Origin of the sequence: Hyphomicrobium sp. CS1BSMeth3 (assembly GCF_900117415.1) — a bacterium.
Lineage (GTDB): Bacteria > Pseudomonadota > Alphaproteobacteria > Rhizobiales > Hyphomicrobiaceae.
This window is the reverse complement of sequence record NZ_FPEI01000006.1, coordinates 1,677,631-1,694,079: the sequence shown is the minus strand read 5'-3', so window position 1 is coordinate 1,694,079 and position 16,449 is coordinate 1,677,631. Positions and strand designations below refer to the sequence as shown.

Below are 16,449 nucleotides of genomic sequence, written 5' to 3'. Positions count from 1 at the left end.
TTGCCGAGCGACCGCCGGCAAAGCTACGCACGCAAGACGGACCGCCGCAAAGCGCAAGCGAAGTCGTCGGCTCCAGGAGCAAGTCAGGGGTCGCGAAAAGCGGCCAAAAAGAAGCTGGCCAAGAAAGCCGCCAAGGAGCCGCAGGCCATCGATGTGCCCGTGGCTTGGCCTCCCAGTTTGCGTGAAGAATACGATCGCATGACTCGCGGCCCCAGCCAGATCTGGGGAGGGGGGAGGGCACGGCGATACGACGCTGCTGTGCCTACTTCGGATGTCGCAGCCACTGTCCGCGTCTATTTCGGCACTGATCGCAACCGCACGGCGTCCTCGGATCCCCGGACCTACTACGGTCACGAGCGCGCGGCCGTGAGCTATGGCTACAGCGACGTCACCGTTCCACGAGCTCATGCGGTCGGGCGCCTGGAAACGCCCAGCGTGTTGAAATTCGAGTTCTCGCCGAACCCCGCCAAGCACATCGTCGTCGCCAGCATTACCAGCATGGGGAGCGATGACTTCTTCGGCCAGCTTCGAGCAGAGAGCGGTCGGCTGAGCGAGCGACAGGCCTTCGTGTTTGTGCACGGCTATGCCAACGACTTCCACGAGGCAACGCGGCGCGCCGCACAGATGAAGTATGACCTCAATTTCCCTGGCCTGGCCATCATCTATAGCTGGCCGTCGGTTGGGAGCGAGAGCGCCTACGGACTGGATGCGGACAGTATCGAGTGGAGCACCGACAACCTGCGTCAGTTTCTGCGTGACATAGCGGAGAGGTCCGGAGCCGAAGAGATCTTCCTCATCGGTCACAGCATGGGAACGCGAGGACTTGCGGCCGCTGTTGCCGGTCTCACCACCAATGCGCCGCGCGAGATCTCGGCTCGCTATCGCCAGCTCATCCTGGCGGCGCCCGATATCGATCGCGACATCTTCAAGGACCGCATTTTCCCGGCCATCAAGGCCGCCGGAATGAACGTTACTTTGTACGCGTCGGATCGCGACAAGGCCCTCGATCTGTCGAAAATCGGCCGCGGGCCGGGCCGTGCCTTCCCGCGGCTGGGTACGACCTCACCGTCGCCGTTCGTGGCCGAGGGCATCTCCACGATCGATGCCGGCCCGGTGGATACGTCCTTCTGGGGGCACCGCTACTACGCGGAGAACCGGTCGATCATATCAGACATTTACTATCTGATCCGTGGTGTCCCCGTATTGAACCGCTTCGGGATCGAGCAGATCAAGGATCCTGGCGGCGGATACTGGAGGTTCAAGCAGTAAGGCCGGTCGTCCCCTCGGGGAGGGGGCATCGTGCCGGGGACGCCAGGGAAGATCGATGGTTTGGGTACGGCCCAAACAGGGTTTGCGGGGGTGGCAAGCCTATTCTATGGCCGCCCTCGAGGTTGACACTTGCCCCCCTTTCCCTCATGAAGGCGCCATCGCAAGCAGGCCCTGGATACCAGAGCCACCGGTTTGCACGTGCCGCGGCCCCGTCCAGGGACTGGTGGCGGAGGCAGATGCGGTCAACGTCCGTCAGCGAGGGTTCGCTCACGGGCGCGTTTGCGTTTGGACTACGCGGGTGCGGTCGGCGGGGTGCGGATTGGCACAGCGGCAAGGGTAGTGTGGCGATGCTGAAAGTCTGGGGACGCAAGTCGTCGGTGAATGTCCAGAAGGTCATGTGGGCCGTGGGCGAGCTCGGCCTCGCACACCAGCGCTTCGACTACGGCGGCGAGTTCGGCAAGCTCGACACGCCCGAGTACGTCCAGCTCAACCCCAACCGCCGCGTGCCGACCATCGACGACCACGGTTTCGTGCTCTGGGAGTCGAACGCGATCGTGCGCCATCTGGCGCAGCGCTATGGCCGCGGCACGCTCTCGCCCGCCGACGAGCAGACCTTCGCCAAGGCCGATGCCTGGATGGACTGGGCGCTGTCGACGCTCTATCCCGACATCATCTCTACGTGCTTCATCCAGCTCGTGCGTACGCCGGCTTCCGAGCGCGACGACGAGCTGGTCGAGGCCTCGGCGCGGCGCATCGGCGAGAAACTTGCGATCCTCAATCGCCAGCTCACGCAGCGTCCCTATATTATGGGAGACCAGCTCACGATCGCCGACATCGCGGTCGGGACGCAGATGTACCGGTACTTCAACCTGCCCATCGAGCGACCGCCGCTCGCCAATGTCGAGGTCTGGTACAAGAAGCTCACGCAGCGTCCGGCCTACCAGGCGCACGTGATGGTCGACTTCAAGTCCATGATGGTGCCCGGCGCATGAGCACGGAGCGCGTGCGCGCACAGCATCTGAGGAAGGCTGCAGCGGCGGCGCCTTTCCCGAGAGAGAACTGAGAGGCCATGTTCCAATCGCTGTCCGACCGGCTTTCCGGCGTCCTCGACAGGCTCACCCGGCGCGGTGCGCTGACCGAGAGTGACGTCAGCGAAGCCATGCGCGAGGTGCGCCGGGCGCTCCTCGAGGCCGACGTTGCCCTCGATGTGGTGCGCTCCTTCACGGACAAGGTGAAGGCCAAGGCTGTCGGCGCCAACGTGATCAAATCGGTCACGCCCGGCCAGATGGTCGTCAAGATCGTCCACGACGAGCTCGTCGAGATGCTGGGCTCCGACTCCCAGCCGATCGATCTCGCCGCCACACCGCCGGTGCCGATCATGCTCGTCGGCCTGCAGGGCTCGGGCAAGACGACGACCTGCGCCAAGATCGCCAAGCGCCTCACGGACCGCGACAAGAAGAAGGTCCTGATGGCCTCGCTCGATACGCGGAGGCCCGCAGCACAGGAGCAGCTCCGTGTGCTCGGCGAGCAGACGGGTGTGGCGACGCTGCCGATCATCGCTGGCCAGACGCCGAAGCAGATTGCCGCGCGCGCCATCGAAGCGGCAAAGCTCGGCGGCTATGACGTTGTGCTGCTCGATACGGCGGGCCGTATCCACATCGACGAGGAGCTGATGCAGGAATCGGCGGACGTGCGCGACATCGCGCAGCCGCACGAGACGCTGCTCGTCGCCGACAGCCTGACCGGCCAGGATGCGGTGAACCTCGCGAAGAGCTTCAACGAGCGCGTCGGCATCACCGGCATCGTGCTGACGCGTGTCGATGGCGACGGCCGCGGTGGCGCGGCGCTCTCCATGCGCGCGGTGACCGGGAAGCCCATCAAGCTGATCGGTGTCGGCGAGCGCTGGGATGCGCTCGAGGATTTCCATCCGCAGCGCATTGCCGGCCGCATTCTCGGTATGGGCGATGTCATCAGCCTCGTCGAGAAGGCCGCGCAGACGATCGACGCCGAGAAGGCTCAGGCCATTGCGCAGAAGATGCGCAAAGGTGAGTTCGATCTCGAGGACCTCGCCGAACAGTTGAAGCAGATGCAGAAGCTCGGCGGCATGGGCGGGCTCATGGGCATGATGCCCGGCATGGGCAAGATCAAGCAGCAGATGGCCGCCTCGAGCTTCGACGACAAGATGATCAAGCGCCAGGGCGCGATCATCTCCTCCATGACGCCCTACGAGCGCCGCCATCCGAAGATCCTCGACGGCAAGCGCAAGCGCCGTATCGCGGCCGGCTCCGGTACGCGGCCCGACGAGATCAATCGTCTCCTCAAGATGCACCGCCAGATGGCGGACATGATGAAGATGATGGGCAAGAACAAGGGCATGATGCAGCGCATGGCCGGTGCCTTCGGGCTCGGCGGCGGCGCCGTGCCCAATGCGGCCGAGGTCGAGAAAATGCAGGCCGAGCTTGCGCGCCTCGATCCCAAGGCACTCGAGCAGTTGCCGAAGGAAGTGCGCGAGCAGCTCGGCGCAGGCGGTCCGGCGCCGGCATTGCCGGGGCTTGGCACGAAGCCCGTGCCGCGTCTTCCCGGATTGCCGGGATTGGGCGGCGGCGGACCGCGCTTCACGGGCCTGCCGGGCCTTCCGGGAAAGAAGAAGTAGCCCATGGCGCCCGTCCTCGAAACCGAGCGCCTGCGGCTCCGCTCATGGCGCGGCGACGACCTCGACACGTTCGCCACGTTCATGGCGGACGGCGCCGAGACGCGCTTCATCGGCGGCCCGCTCACGCGCGAGGATACGTGGCGGCGCATCGCGATGTTCATCGGGCACTGGGCGCTGCGCGGCTTCGGCAATTGGGTGATCGAGGAAAAGGCGAGCGGCGTGCTCGCGGGCTACAGCGGCCTCTGGGAGCCGGAGGGCTGGCAGCATCGCGAGCTCATGTGGGGACTGCTGCCGGCCTTCCGCGGGCGCGGCTATGCAACCGAAGCTGCTGCGCGGGCACGAGCCTACGCCTATGGCGAGCTCGGCTGGCCGACGATCGTGAGCTACATCGCGCCGGAAAATGCGCCGTCCCGCGGGGTCGCGGAGCGCCTCGGTGCGAAGCAGGATGGATCAATCGAGATGCGGGGTGCTGTCGTCGACGTCTGGCGGCACCCGGCGAATGTGACCTGAAGTTGACGTTGTCAGAAGACTGAATGACCAGAATGGACCTAGGAGAAAAGTCATGTCCGTGAAGATCCGCCTCTCGCGCGGTGGCGCCAAGAAGCGCCCGTACTACTATATCGTCGTTGCAGAGAGCAGCGCGCCGCGCGACGGCCGCTACATCGAGCAGATCGGCACGCACAATCCCATGCTGCCGAAGGACCACGCCGACCGCGTGAAGCTCGACCTCGACCGCGCGAAGCATTGGCTCTCCGTCGGCGCCCAGCCGACCGATCGCGTGGCCCGCTTCCTCGATGCGGCCGGCCTCATGAAGCGCACGCCGCGCAACAACCCCGAGAAGGCCAAGCCCGGCAAGAAGCGTCTCGAGCGCGAGGCGGCTGCTGCTGAAGCGGCGGCGAAGGCCGCCGAGAGCAGCGGCGACGCGGCCGCGTAAGCATAAGGCGCACGCACGATGCCGGGCAGGCCAGGCGACGAGGATCGGGACGGGCGCATTCTGCTTGGCCGGATCGTTGCCGCACATGGCGTGCGCGGCGAGGTGCTCGTGCGCTCCTATGCCGACGATCCGGCGGCGATCGGTGCCTATGGGCCGCTCGCCGCGCCGGCGGCCAATCGCACGCTCGAGCTTCGCGTGCTGCGCGTGACGGCCAAGGGGGTCGTTGCGCGAATTGCCGGCATCAGCGATCGCAATGCTGCCGAGGCTCTGGCTGGGATCGACCTCTACATCGATCGCGCGCAGCTCCCGGCGGCCGGTGAAGACGAGTTCTATCACGCCGACCTGATCGGGCTCGCTGCCGTCGCCCCCGATGGTGCCGAGATCGGCCGCGTCGTGGCCGTTCACAACTTCGGTGCCGGTGATTTGATCGAGGTCGCTCTTGCGGCCTCGCGACGTACCGAGCACATACCCTTCAATGATCGCTTCGTGCCCAAGGTCGACGTGGCCGCAGGCAGGATCGTGGTCAGCTTGCCGGAGCCCTCCGACGAGGACGGGCCTCCACAAGGTTAAATGACGGGCCCCCACAAGGGTAAATCCAGCTTATCGCCCTAACCTGTCGTTCTGGTTTTCTCGGCCGGGCCGGAGTTCGCGCCTGCGCCCGGGATAGTTGCGAACGGAACGAATTGTTTAGCCGGGCGTTAAGTGGCCGAATTTAATGCTCTGCTGACTGAACAAAGTGCCGGGACGACTGCCATGCTAGCGCACGCTGAAGATTTCCTTGCGAAGGCGTCCAATGATGACGATTGCCTGGTGCGCATCGAGCGCTCCAACGCGCGCTGGAGCACCATGCTCGGGCTGACGGCTGCCGGCGCAACGATCCTGGCGCTCTTCGGCGGCATGTTTCTCGTCACCACCCAGGCGATCAGTGAGCCGGAGACTGTGAGTCTGGCACTCGCCAAGCCCATGGCGACGCTTCAGATCGTTGCGGGCCTCCTTTTGCTCTCGGCGCTGCTTCTCGTCCCGGTGAGGCGCCTGCTGGCCGACCTTGGCCGCGAGGGCTTTGTCGAGATCGACGGCAATATCGTGCGTGTTGCGGAAAAGGGCCTTTTCTCCTCGCGCACGTTCCGCGAGCCGCTCGACCGGTACGAGGGTGTTGCCCATCGCATTCGTACGACCGTCTCCGGTCTCCATCACGAGCTGGTTCTGGTGCATCCCGATGCGCGACGCGATGTCGTCATCGCCCTCGACCGCCTGGAGCCGGCGGTCAGCCCTGCGTCCATGATCGCCCGCATCGGCCTTCCCGAGATCACGGCCAGCGAAGCCGCACGGCGACGCTGAGACGGGTTGTTGCGACGGGGCATGCCGGGATAGATACGCGGCATGGCCATCGAGCTCATCCGCCTTTCCGGCATCCACCTGACCTTCGGTACGACCGCGCTGCTCTCCGGCGCCGACCTCTCCGTGCGCGCTGGCGACCGCATCGGCCTCGTCGGCCGCAATGGCTCCGGCAAGTCGACGCTGCTCAAAATTGCAGCAGGGCTGGTTGTGCCGGATCAGGGCGAGCGCTTCGTGCATCCCGGCGCGCGCGTCGCCTACCTGCCCCAGGAGGCGGACCTCTCCGGCTTCGAGAGTGTCGCGGCCTATGTCGAAGCGGGCCTCGCCGAGGGGGAGGGCGCCTATCTCGCGCAATCGGCGCTTGAAATACTCGGCCTCAGCGGCAGCGAGGACCCGGCGCAAATCTCGGGCGGCGAGGCGCGGCGTGCTGCCATCGCCCGCGCGCTCGCTGCGAGCCCGGATGTGCTGCTGCTCGATGAGCCCACCAACCATCTCGATCTTCCGGCCATCGAATGGCTCGAAAAGGAGCTCGGGAGCCAGCGAGCAGCCATCGTTCTCATCAGCCATGACCGGCGCTTTCTCGAGACCCTGACGCGCACGACCGTCTGGATCGACCGCGGCATCGCCCGGCGCCTCGACAAGGGCTTTGCCGCCTTCGAGGGGTGGCGCGACGAGGTCATCGAGCAGGAGGAGCTCGATCGCCACAAGCTCGATCGCAAGATCGCACGCGAGGAGAGCTGGATGCACGGCGGCGTGACCGCGCGGAGGAAGCGCAACGTGCGCCGCGTTGCCGAGCTGCGCAAGCTGCGCGCCGAGCGCAAAGATGCACGTGGCCCTGTGGGCAATGTGCGCTTTGCCGTGAGCGAGGGTGGCACCTCGGGCAAGCTGGTGATCGAGGCCGAGAACATCTCCAAGAGTTTCGACGACCGCCCGATCGTGCGCGATCTCTCGCTGCGCATCGCGCGCGGCGACCGGCTCGGAATCATCGGACCGAACGGCGCCGGCAAGACGACGCTTCTTGCGATGCTGACCGGCGCCCTCGCGCCCGACAGCGGCACGATCAAGCTCGGCACGAACCTCGAAATGGTCACGCTCGATCAGCGCCGCGAGCAATTGAAGCCGGACTGGACACTCGCCGATGCGCTGACCGGGGGGCGCGGCGATCAGGTGATCGTCAATGGCGCCGCGCGTCATGTCATTGGTTACATGAAGGACTTCCTCTTCGCGCCGGAGCAGGCGCGCACGCCGCTGAGCGTCCTCTCGGGCGGCGAGCGCGGACGGCTCATGCTTGCGCGCGCGCTCGCGCGGCCGTCCAACATGCTGGTGCTCGACGAGCCGACCAACGATCTCGATCTCGAAACGCTCGACCTCCTGCAGGAGCTGCTCGCCGACTACGCCGGCACGGTGCTCCTCGTCAGCCATGATCGCGATTTTCTCGATCGCGTGGCGACGAGCGTGCTGGCCGCCGAGGGGGATGGGCGTTGGATCGAGTATGCGGGCGGCTATTCCGACATGCTCGTGCAGCGCGGCGGCAGCCAGGAGCCGCAGGCGAAACAGCGCGCTGCACCGCGCACGGCGGATACAACCGAGCAGCCATCACAGGAGACGGCCGCTTCGCCTGCCCCGCAGCGCAAGCTCAGCTACAAGCAGACACAAGCGCTGGAAGCCCTGCCCAAGCAGATCGCGGCGCTCGAGAGCGAGATTGCCGCGCTCGGACGCCGTCTGGCGGATCCGAATCTCTTTGCGCGTGACCCCGCAGCCTTCAACGAATCGACGACCCGCCTCGCGCGCGCCGAGGCCGAGCTCGCCGAGGCGGAGCACGCGTGGCTCGAACTCGAGCTGCTACGTGATGAGATCGCGCACCACCGCGCGACGACAAAGCGCTGAACTGCCGATTTTTAGGCCTTTTTCTGGTGACAGCACGGCCCTCGCGGATTGCGAATCAGAGGCTCTACGAGAACACTCTCAGCAGGTCGAATCACTGGAGGCGGCGTGCGGGGATGACACATACCGCAGCTTACGACGCCGACGCTCTCGAAGAACCGGCAGAGACCGGCTCGAGTGGCTGGTTGCGCGAGGTTACTGTTCACATTTCGATGATGATCGTGATTGCGGCGCTGGGCATGGCGCTGCGCACGAGCTTCGGCTTTGGGCTGCTGCCCGCGATCATCATCGCGCTCACCACTTACTGGTGCTTGCTGGTCGTGCACGCGCTCGTGCGTCGCGGTCAGGAAGCGGCGGACCTCAGCGGTGAGCTGGCGCACCTTGCGGACGAGAACGAGGCCCTGCGCCGTCTCGTCGGTGCGCGGCGTCCCGTGGAGGCACAGCGTGAGCTGCCGCGCATGGCGGGGCCGCCGATGGACCGCCCGCCGCCGCGCATCATGGAGCGCGGGCCTCTGCCCGAAGCTCCACGCTCACGGCTGCCGGAGGCGCCCAAGGTCGAGCCGCCGAAGAGCGAGCCCGCACTGGGCGCGAACGCAGCCAAAGGTGCGCGCGACGATGCCAAGCCCGTGCCGCGGGCGGGCGACCTCGCGAAAGCCAAGCCCGTGACGGCGCCGCCGCCTGTCGCTCCGAAGCCGACAACAGGGCCAGCCGCCTCACGTCAAGCGCCTGCTGCCGCCCCGCCCCAGGCAAAGAAGCCGGCGCCGAGCCCCGCGGGAATGCGCGCGCCGCCGCCGCTTCCGGCGCGTCCGCGTGCTCAGGGATTGGCCGCGCTCGCATCGGAGAAGCCGGCGGGATTTTTGCCCGCCGTGGAGGCGCAGCGCGAGGTGTCCCAAGCGGAGGATCCGCGCGCGCAGGACATCGCGATCATGCAGTCCCTCATCAAGGGGCTCGCCGATCAGATCAACGGGCCGCCAGCCAAACTGGAGGCGCCGCGTGCGCCCGTTGCGCCGGCTGCGTCCATGCCGCTGGCGTCGCCTCCTGCTCCGGCCGCACCGGCTCTCGAATTCGTCGAGGATCAGGTCGGCGCGCTCCGTGACATGGCCGGCGACATGCGGGAGAGCCTGGCGGCTCCGGCTGCAAGGAGTGTGGCACCGAGCGCGCCACTTGCCGTACCACCGGGCCTGTACGAAGAACTCGAGGACGCCATCGATGCATCTCGCATCGATCTCTGCCTCGAGCCGATCCTGGGTCTCGACGACCGCAAGGCGCGTCATTTCGAGGTGTCGGTGCGCCTGCGCAGCGAAGACGGCGAGATCTTCGACCCGCAGGCTCTGGTCGGTGTCCTGGCCGGTACTGGGCTCGTGCCGCGCATCGAGGCTCTGACGTTCAGCGAGACCGTACGGCTCGCCGGAGAGTTTGCGGCGCGCGGCGCCTATGCCGACCTGTTCTCGGTTGCGTCCGGCGAGTCGCTGCGCGATGGCGGTTTCCATGCGGCGTTGAGTGGTGCCCTGGCGCCCGACATGACGCTCGGCGCACGGCTGGTGATGTCGATTGCGCAATCGGAAGTGCGCGCGTTCGGTCCAGCTCACTGGGCGGCGCTGACGGCGCTTGCCGACGCCGGATTGCGCTACGCACTGGTCGACGTCGTCGACCTCGATATGGACTTCGAGGAGCTGGCGGATCGCGGTTTCGAGTTCGTGCGCCTCGATGCCCAGGTCTTCCTGCAGGGCCTGCCAGCACCGCACGGCTTCGTGCCGGCGGCCGATCTCTGCCGGCATCTCTCGGGCCTCGGTTTCACGCTCATCGTCAGCCGCATTGGCGAGGAACGCGAGCTGGTCAAGGTACTGGGCTTCGGTGCGCTGCTCGGGCAGGGCCGGCTTTTCGGCGGACCGCGCGCCATCCGCCAGGACCGATCGGCACGCCAGTCCAGCGCCGCCTAGTGTCCCGATTCCGAAGTTCGCTTAGCCTCGATGCTGGCGTCCCGAGCGAACTTCGGAATCAAAAGGGACACTAGAATCATAAACTTGCTAGTGTGATTCAGATCGAGAAATTCGCTCCATACCGCGCCGCGAGATCTGACGAATTTCTCGATCATCACGCTAGATCGCGTGCGTGCTGCAACTTGAACCGCGCGGGCCGCCCGGCTAAGGCTGTGGCGGCCCGCGGCGCGTTCGAGCTCGTGCTGTCCCGGCGAAAACTCTCGATCCACACATCATCCATCGCGGAGGCGGGATGCAGAACAAGGCTGGCCCGCACATACCCTTGCTGCGCTCGATCGCGCCGCTCGCCGGCGCGTCCGATGCCTGGATCAGCGATGTGTGGGGCGTCTTCCACGATGGCGCGCACGCCTATCCGGCTGCGGGAGAGGCTTGCGTGAAGTTCCGTGCGGGCGGCGGCACAATTGTGCTCGTCAGCAATGCGCCATCGACGGGCGAGGAAGTGACGGCGCATCTCGACGAGCTCGGCGTGCCGCGTTCGGCCTATGATGCCATCGTGACATCCGGCGACGTCACGCGCGCGCTCATTTCGGCCTGGACCGGCAAGCCTGTGCATCACCTCGGGCCGGATCGCTATCTCGGCACGTTCGCCGGCCTCGATGTGGATTTTGCGCCGCTGAAGGATGCCGCGGTCGTCGTGTGCACCGGCCTTATCGAGGACGACCACGAGACCCCCGACGACTACCGCGATCTGCTGGCCGCCATGCGGGCGCGCCATCAGCCGATGATCTGTGTGAACCCTGATCTGGTGGTCGAGCGCGGCAATCGTCTCGTGCACTGCGCGGGCGCGCTCGCGGCCGCCTACGAGGCACTCGGCGGCGAGGTCGCCTATGCCGGCAAGCCGCATCCGCCGATCTATGCGCGCGCCCGTGAGCTGATCGGCGAAGTGCGCGGAGGTCCGCTCGAGACGGCCCGTATCCTGGCGATCGGCGATGGCATCAAGACCGACATTGCGGGGGCCGCCGCAGCCGGCCTCAGGTCCGTGTTTATCGCGAGCGCACTGCACGTTGCCGGCGCGGACGCACTCGACGAGGCCATTCTGGCCCGGCTCTTTGCCGGACACGCCGCTCCGCCGATCGCCGCGCTCGAGGCCCTCGCCTGGTAAATTCAGCGGATTTTTCAATTCTGCGGCATAATTGCTGCACTTGCGAAATCGATTGACCCCGGCGGGCAAATCACCCATATGACGCGTGTCGTCCCGCGAGCGCGCCAAGCGCTCTGCTGCTTCGCACGTGGCTCCCGTAAGAGATTGCCGGCGAAGCGTACAGTGTTCTCTCCGGGATGTTCATCGCATAATCCGGCCTTAGCTGCGGTGCGCAGCCCAGGGCCAACAGCGCCCTAGGAAACCGGCCGGATTGGCTTCGTGCCCCGGCGGCCGGCGCAGAAAGCCATAGACTTCGTGACCACTCCGAATTTTGCCGAGCTCGGCCTCGCCGAGCCCTTGCTGCGTGCATTGAGCGACGCAGAGTACACCCACCCGACGCCCATCCAGGCGAAGTCCATTCCCGCCCTGCTCGAAGGCCGCGATCTGCTCGGTCTCGCCGAGACGGGCACCGGCAAGACGGCGGCATTCGTGCTGCCGCTGCTGCATCGCCTTACTGCCGAAGGCGGGCGCCCGCAGCCGGGCGCACCGCGCGCGCTGATTCTTGCGCCGACGCGCGAGCTCGCCATTCAGATCGGCGAGAGCATCCATGCCTACGGCCGCCATGTGCGGATCTCGCACACGGTGATCTTCGGCGGCGTCGGCCAGCGGCCTCAGGTGACGGCGATCGCGCGCGGCGTCGACATTCTCGTCGCGACGCCGGGCCGTCTGCTCGATCTCATCGACCAGCGCCACCTGCGCCTGGACAAGATCCGTACCTTCATCCTCGATGAAGCGGACCGGATGCTCGATATGGGCTTCGTGCGCGACGTGCGGCGCATTCTCAAGCTCGTGCCGGCGGAGCGCCACACGCTCCTCTTCTCGGCGACCATGCCGCAGGACATCGCGCAGCTCGCCGCCGACATGCTCAAGGATCCGGTCCGCGTCGAGATCGCGCGCGCCGGCAAGACTGTCGACCGCATCGACCAGAAGGTCATTTTCATTTCGGCGGGCGCGAAGCGCGAGGCTCTTGCCCGCTTGCTGCAGGATCCCGCCATGCGGCGCGTGATCGTGTTCACGCGCACGAAGCGTGGTGCTGACCGCGTTTCCAAGGCCATCGAGCACATCGGCATTGGCGTGCACGCCATCCATGGCAACAAGAGCCAGGGCCAGCGCCAGTCGGCGCTCGACAGTTTCCGCAAGGGCTTTACCCGCGTCCTGGTGGCGACCGACATTGCGGCGCGCGGTATCGACATCGACGAGATCACGCACGTCATCAACTACGAGCTGCCGAATATTCCCGAGAGCTACGTGCACCGCATTGGCCGCACGGCGCGCGCCGGCGCCGAGGGCGTGGCCATTGCGCTCTGTGCGCCGGACGAGCGCGAGTACCTCCGCGATATCGAGCGGCTCACGGGCACACGGCTGAGCGTCGTCAGCGCGGCCGGCTTCATCGAGGGGCCAGCAATAAGCGAAGCGCCAGGCGAGCCTGCGGAGGAGGAGGGGGCACGCCACAACGGCGCATCACGCCCGCCTCGCGACAGGGCGCCGCGTGACGGAGCACCGCGTAGGGAACGCTCCCGGCATGAGGCCCGGCCGCATCGAGAGGAGCGTACGGGTGCGCCCAGGCGCAGCGGCGCCCCTCACGGCGGGCGCAATGGCCCGCGCCATGGTGACCGGCCGAACAGAGACGGCGACGCACCGCGCGATGGTGCGCGCCACGCCGACCGGCAGCACGGACATGCATCGCGCCACGGAGATGCCCGCCGCGGCGGTGACGCACCGCATGACGGCGCGCGCCACGGTGAGCGTCCGAACGGCCACGGACATGCGCCGCGCGACAGGGATGCGCGTCGTGCGGGAGATGAGCCGCGCAATGGCGCACGTCACGGCGAGCGTCCGAACGGTCATGGCCATGCGCCGCGTGACAGAGATGCCCGACGCACCGGCGACGCGCCGCGCAGCCACCCACGCCATGGTGACCGGCCGCACGGAAATGGTCATGCATCGCGGAGCGGGGAGGGCCGCCATGCCGGCGGTGCAGCGCGTGACGGCGGGCGTCACGGTGAACGGTCGAACGGCAATGGCCGTCCGCAGAGGAATGCCGACACCCGCCATGCGGGCGATGCGCAGCGGAACCCCGCGCCTGGCAAGGATGCGCCGCAGCCCTGGCGCAACTGGACACGTGGCAGCGGCGTTCATGACGAGGAGACGCGCCGAGATCGCTCCCCGGCACGCCCCCCGCACAAGCGCAACAGAGATCGCCAGCGCGATGGTGGCCAGGGTCGTGGCCGCGCCGCGCCGCGTGCGGAGCGTTAGCAAGAGGCTTCAACGAGCAGTGTCATGTGGTCACGTAAGAGTATCTGGCCGCGACGAGCTAAAAGGTCGATAATCGTGCCGCCACTCGTGGCGGCGCGCACCAAGCTGGGTCGTCCCGCGCGTGCCTGCGCTGCGTGTTGGCCAAAGCCCGGGAGCACACTGATGCGCGATGAGCTGAACGCCGCCATGAAAGCTGCCATGCGGGCGCAGGACAAAGCCCGCCTCGGCACGATCCGTTTGATCCTGGCCGCGATCAAGGACCGCGACCTCGCGATCCTCAGCAAGAGCGGCGATGCGGGCGCTCAGACGTGCCGCATCAGCGACGCCGAGATCGCGCAGCTTCTTGCCACCATGATCAAGCAGCGCCGCGAGAGCATCCGCATCTACGAGGAAGCCGGTCGCCTCGAGCTCGCGCAGAAAGAGGCGGAGGAGATCACGGTCATCTCCGAGTTTCTCCCGCGCCAACTCGATGACGATGAGACGAAGAGCGCCATCAAGAACGTGATCGCGGAGACTGGCGCGGCGAGCGTCAAGGACATGGGCCGCGTGATGGCCGTGCTGCGCGAGCGCTATCGCGGCCAGATGGACTTTGCCAAGGCGAGCACGCTCGTCAAAGAGCTGCTCTGAGCCGCGCCACCATCACCACTCAATTGTACGCAATGTAGCGGCCGAGGCCGACGACGCCGAGCCATGTCAGCATGGAGAGGGCGCCGGCGAAGCGGGCAAATGCCGGCATCGGCGCTTGTGGGCCGAGCGCATCGAGGGCCCTGACCGCACGGTTGCCGACGAAGAATGCGTGCACGATCCCGAACGCGATGAGGGCCATCTTCAGTTGGAAGATGCCGTTGAGCGCGACATGGCTCGCCTCTGCCGTGAAGAGGACCGCGCCCGACAAGAGCACGATGATGAGCGCGAGGACGGCGGCGCGGCGCGCGCCGCGTACGACACGCGCCGGATCGGAGCCCGCCATGCCGCCCATGAGCCGCACATCCATCACCGCGATCGCGCCGGCGAAGAGCACGATCGCGACGACGTGGGTGATGTTGGCGGTGGGATAGATCCATGCGGATTGGCGGATGAGCGCGCCGAGCTCCGAACTCTCGAGCGCAACGAGAAAACCCGGCGCCGCGGCATTCATCAGCGCATCTCGATGGTCTTGCCGCCGGCGGTGATCCGCTCGGCGCGCATCTCGCCAGGGTCGACCGTCGAGGGATAGCCGTAGGCCGAGATTTCGGTGCCGACGGCCACGAGCTCCGGGAGCGCGCCGCGATTGCGCATACGCGAGGTGGGCGCGAGCGTCACGGTCCAGACCTTGTCGGCGCCCTGCACGGTGATCGTCGCGTGCGGGTTCTCGTAGACGGACGTGAGGATCTTGCCGGTGACGGTGATGGGGTTCTTGGCATCGTAGCTGCCCCAGCCGTGATGGGCATGGAGCAGCGCGGGCCACAGAGCCAGCAGACCTGCGGCGAGCGCGAGACGCTTGAGCATCGTTAGTCTCCTCGAGCAGCCTTCCATCAGCTCATTTTACACGCGATCACGGGGCATGTTAGCCGGCGCAGGCGCTCACGAGAGCGTGTGCGCGGCGTGCTTGTAGCCCATGCGCCGTTCCGGCGGCACGGGATGACGACCGGCCACACGCGCGAGGATGAGTGCGACGTCGTCGTTCGATCCGGCGGCGACGGCACAGTCGAGGAAGAGCTGCTCCAGCACATCCTGCTGCGCGTGGCTGCCGCCGAGACGGTACATGCCGCCGATAGACGGGCGCATGATGCGGACTGCGGCCGCGGGCTCGCCTTTGGCTCTCAGCAGGACGGCTTCGCTGATCGGAAGGGCATAGTCCGCAACGAGGCGCGCATTGAGCGTGCCGGCAGTCGTCGCATACTTGCGCATGGCTTCGAGCATTCGCCCACCCGCCTCGAAACGGCGTGTTGCCGCGAGTGCCATCATCCAGTGCGGCAATGTGAAGGGCGAGAGACAGTCGCCGATGCGCGTCTCGGCCTTGTCGGCAATCTCATTCCACCGGCTGCCGACGTCGACGCCCAGGCGCTCGAGGCGGAAGAGCATGGAGGCCGCATTCTGGACGTCGATGTAGAGATCGGGCTGCGCTTCCGTGATGGGGGACGCGAGATTGCGGAAGTGGCGATCGTACAGGCTAAGCACGGCGTCGAACTCGCCGCGCTCGAAATGATAGAGCCCGCGGTGCCACCACAGGTGATGCTTCAGGTTGTTGGCGCCCTCCCAGTGGGGCTCGAGGCCGGCAAGCCAGTCGATGCCCTCCGCACAACGGCCCTGCATCTCGAGGATATGCGCCACGGCGTGGGCGGCCCAGAGGTCGCCCTTGTCGACATCGATGGCGTCGCGGCCCGCCGCCTCGGCGAGCGTGTAATTGCCCAGCTCCTCGTGCGCGAAACAGCGGCAGGCGAGCAGCGTGCCCCAGCCCGCAAGATCACGGCTGTAGCGCGGCAGGGCCTTCTCGACCTCGCGCGCCATGGCGCCGGGGCGGCCGAGCCAGAAGGCATTGAAGTGGTGCAGGCGCAAGGCAAGGATGTCGTGGGGGTACTCGTCGAGGATCTGTTCCCAGATGGCGAGCGTGCGGTCGAGGTCACCCTCCGTCCAGGCACGAAGCCCGGCCGCATGCGCCTGCTCACGGGGCGTGGTCCCGCCAATGAGCCCGTCGGCAGTCTTGAGCGCCGCCACGGCCATCGGGACATTCGCCTCCTTGAAGGAGAGCATCATGAGGTAGCCCTTCATGACGTGGGCGAGGGCAAAGTCCGGGTCGGCGTCGAGCGTTGCCTTGAGGTTTGCACTGACGTCCGTGCGGTAGCGGAGGTAGCCGAGCACGGTCGTATTGAAAGCCTCAGCCGCTGCGGCGCTGGCGGTCGTGAGACGCAGGTCATGCAGGTCGGAGTGGGTCATGGGCCTCCTCGCGCGGGCAATCGTTCGCCCAGAGAAGGTAAAGCGGTCGGCCGGCAAGGCC

At 66.8% G+C, this 16,449-nt stretch carries 15 protein-coding genes; 12 read left to right on the top strand and 3 right to left on the bottom strand.

Features of this window, described 5'->3' with window-relative positions; genetic code table 11:
- The first annotated feature begins 258 nt into the window (after positions 1-258).
- The 12 genes from CS1BSM3_RS27815 to CS1BSM3_RS22935 all read left to right on the top strand — a co-directional run bounded on the left by CS1BSM3_RS27815 (position 259) and on the right by CS1BSM3_RS22935 (position 14,099).
- Positions 259-1,269 carry an alpha/beta hydrolase gene (locus CS1BSM3_RS27815; protein WP_174263756.1) on the top strand — a complete coding sequence of 337 codons (1,011 nt, stop codon included), beginning with the start codon at positions 259-261 and terminating at the stop codon, positions 1,267-1,269.
- 347 nt (positions 1,270-1,616) lie between these two features.
- Positions 1,617-2,261, top strand: coding sequence for a glutathione S-transferase family protein (locus tag CS1BSM3_RS22985; protein ID WP_072391421.1), 645 nt, complete (start codon positions 1,617-1,619; stop codon positions 2,259-2,261).
- Between the two features lie 77 nt (positions 2,262-2,338).
- Entirely contained in the window at positions 2,339-3,922 is a 1,584-nt protein-coding gene (gene ffh / locus CS1BSM3_RS22980) for a signal recognition particle protein (protein WP_072391418.1), read from the top strand.
- A 3-nt stretch (positions 3,923-3,925) separates the two neighbouring features.
- A complete protein-coding gene (locus CS1BSM3_RS22975) occupies positions 3,926-4,432 on the top strand; it encodes a GNAT family N-acetyltransferase (protein ID WP_072391415.1) in 507 nt (168 codons plus the stop codon).
- Between the two features lie 52 nt (positions 4,433-4,484).
- Entirely contained in the window at positions 4,485-4,856 is a 372-nt protein-coding gene (rpsP, locus tag CS1BSM3_RS22970) for a 30S ribosomal protein S16 (RefSeq protein WP_072391412.1), read from the top strand.
- Positions 4,857-4,874: 18 nt separating this feature from the next.
- Positions 4,875-5,426, top strand: coding sequence for a ribosome maturation factor RimM (rimM, locus tag CS1BSM3_RS22965; RefSeq protein WP_072391410.1), 552 nt, complete (start codon positions 4,875-4,877; stop codon positions 5,424-5,426).
- Positions 5,427-5,609: 183 nt separating this feature from the next.
- Positions 5,610-6,194, top strand: coding sequence for a hypothetical protein (locus CS1BSM3_RS22960; RefSeq protein WP_072391407.1), 585 nt, complete (start codon positions 5,610-5,612; stop codon positions 6,192-6,194).
- A gap of 42 nt (positions 6,195-6,236) precedes the next feature.
- The gene (locus tag CS1BSM3_RS22955; RefSeq protein ID WP_072391404.1) at positions 6,237-8,078 is read left to right on the top strand and encodes an ABC-F family ATP-binding cassette domain-containing protein; all 1,842 of its coding nucleotides are present in this window, start codon (positions 6,237-6,239) and stop codon (positions 8,076-8,078) included.
- 113 nt (positions 8,079-8,191) lie between these two features.
- Positions 8,192-10,015: an EAL domain-containing protein gene (locus CS1BSM3_RS22950; RefSeq protein WP_072391401.1), complete on the top strand. Its 1,824-nt coding sequence runs from the start codon at positions 8,192-8,194 to the stop codon at positions 10,013-10,015.
- Positions 10,016-10,307: 292 nt separating this feature from the next.
- Positions 10,308-11,177: a TIGR01459 family HAD-type hydrolase gene (locus CS1BSM3_RS22945; protein WP_083528827.1), complete on the top strand. Its 870-nt coding sequence runs from the start codon at positions 10,308-10,310 to the stop codon at positions 11,175-11,177.
- Between the two features lie 294 nt (positions 11,178-11,471).
- The gene (locus CS1BSM3_RS22940; protein ID WP_083528983.1) at positions 11,472-13,472 is read left to right on the top strand and encodes a DEAD/DEAH box helicase; all 2,001 of its coding nucleotides are present in this window, start codon (positions 11,472-11,474) and stop codon (positions 13,470-13,472) included.
- A gap of 159 nt (positions 13,473-13,631) precedes the next feature.
- On the top strand, positions 13,632-14,099 hold the full coding sequence (locus CS1BSM3_RS22935) for a GatB/YqeY domain-containing protein (protein ID WP_072394371.1): 468 nt from the start codon (positions 13,632-13,634) through the stop codon (positions 14,097-14,099).
- 19 nt (positions 14,100-14,118) lie between these two features.
- Here the strand turns inward: CS1BSM3_RS22935 and CS1BSM3_RS22930 are convergent, their stop codons facing one another.
- The 3 genes from CS1BSM3_RS22930 to CS1BSM3_RS28375 form a co-directional block, all read right to left on the bottom strand.
- Complete coding sequence (locus CS1BSM3_RS22930; protein WP_072391395.1) at positions 14,119-14,610, bottom strand: DUF6644 family protein; 492 nt, start codon at positions 14,608-14,610, stop codon at positions 14,119-14,121.
- Positions 14,610-14,960 (bottom strand): DUF6152 family protein, encoded by a 351-nt coding sequence (locus CS1BSM3_RS22925; protein WP_072391392.1) that lies wholly within the window; start codon positions 14,958-14,960, stop codon positions 14,610-14,612. The genes CS1BSM3_RS22930 and CS1BSM3_RS22925 overlap by 1 nt, the downstream gene beginning before the upstream one ends.
- Before the next feature lie 75 nt (positions 14,961-15,035).
- Entirely contained in the window at positions 15,036-16,388 is a 1,353-nt protein-coding gene (locus CS1BSM3_RS28375) for a tetratricopeptide repeat protein (RefSeq protein WP_072391389.1), read from the bottom strand.
- Positions 16,389-16,449 lie beyond the last annotated feature (61 nt).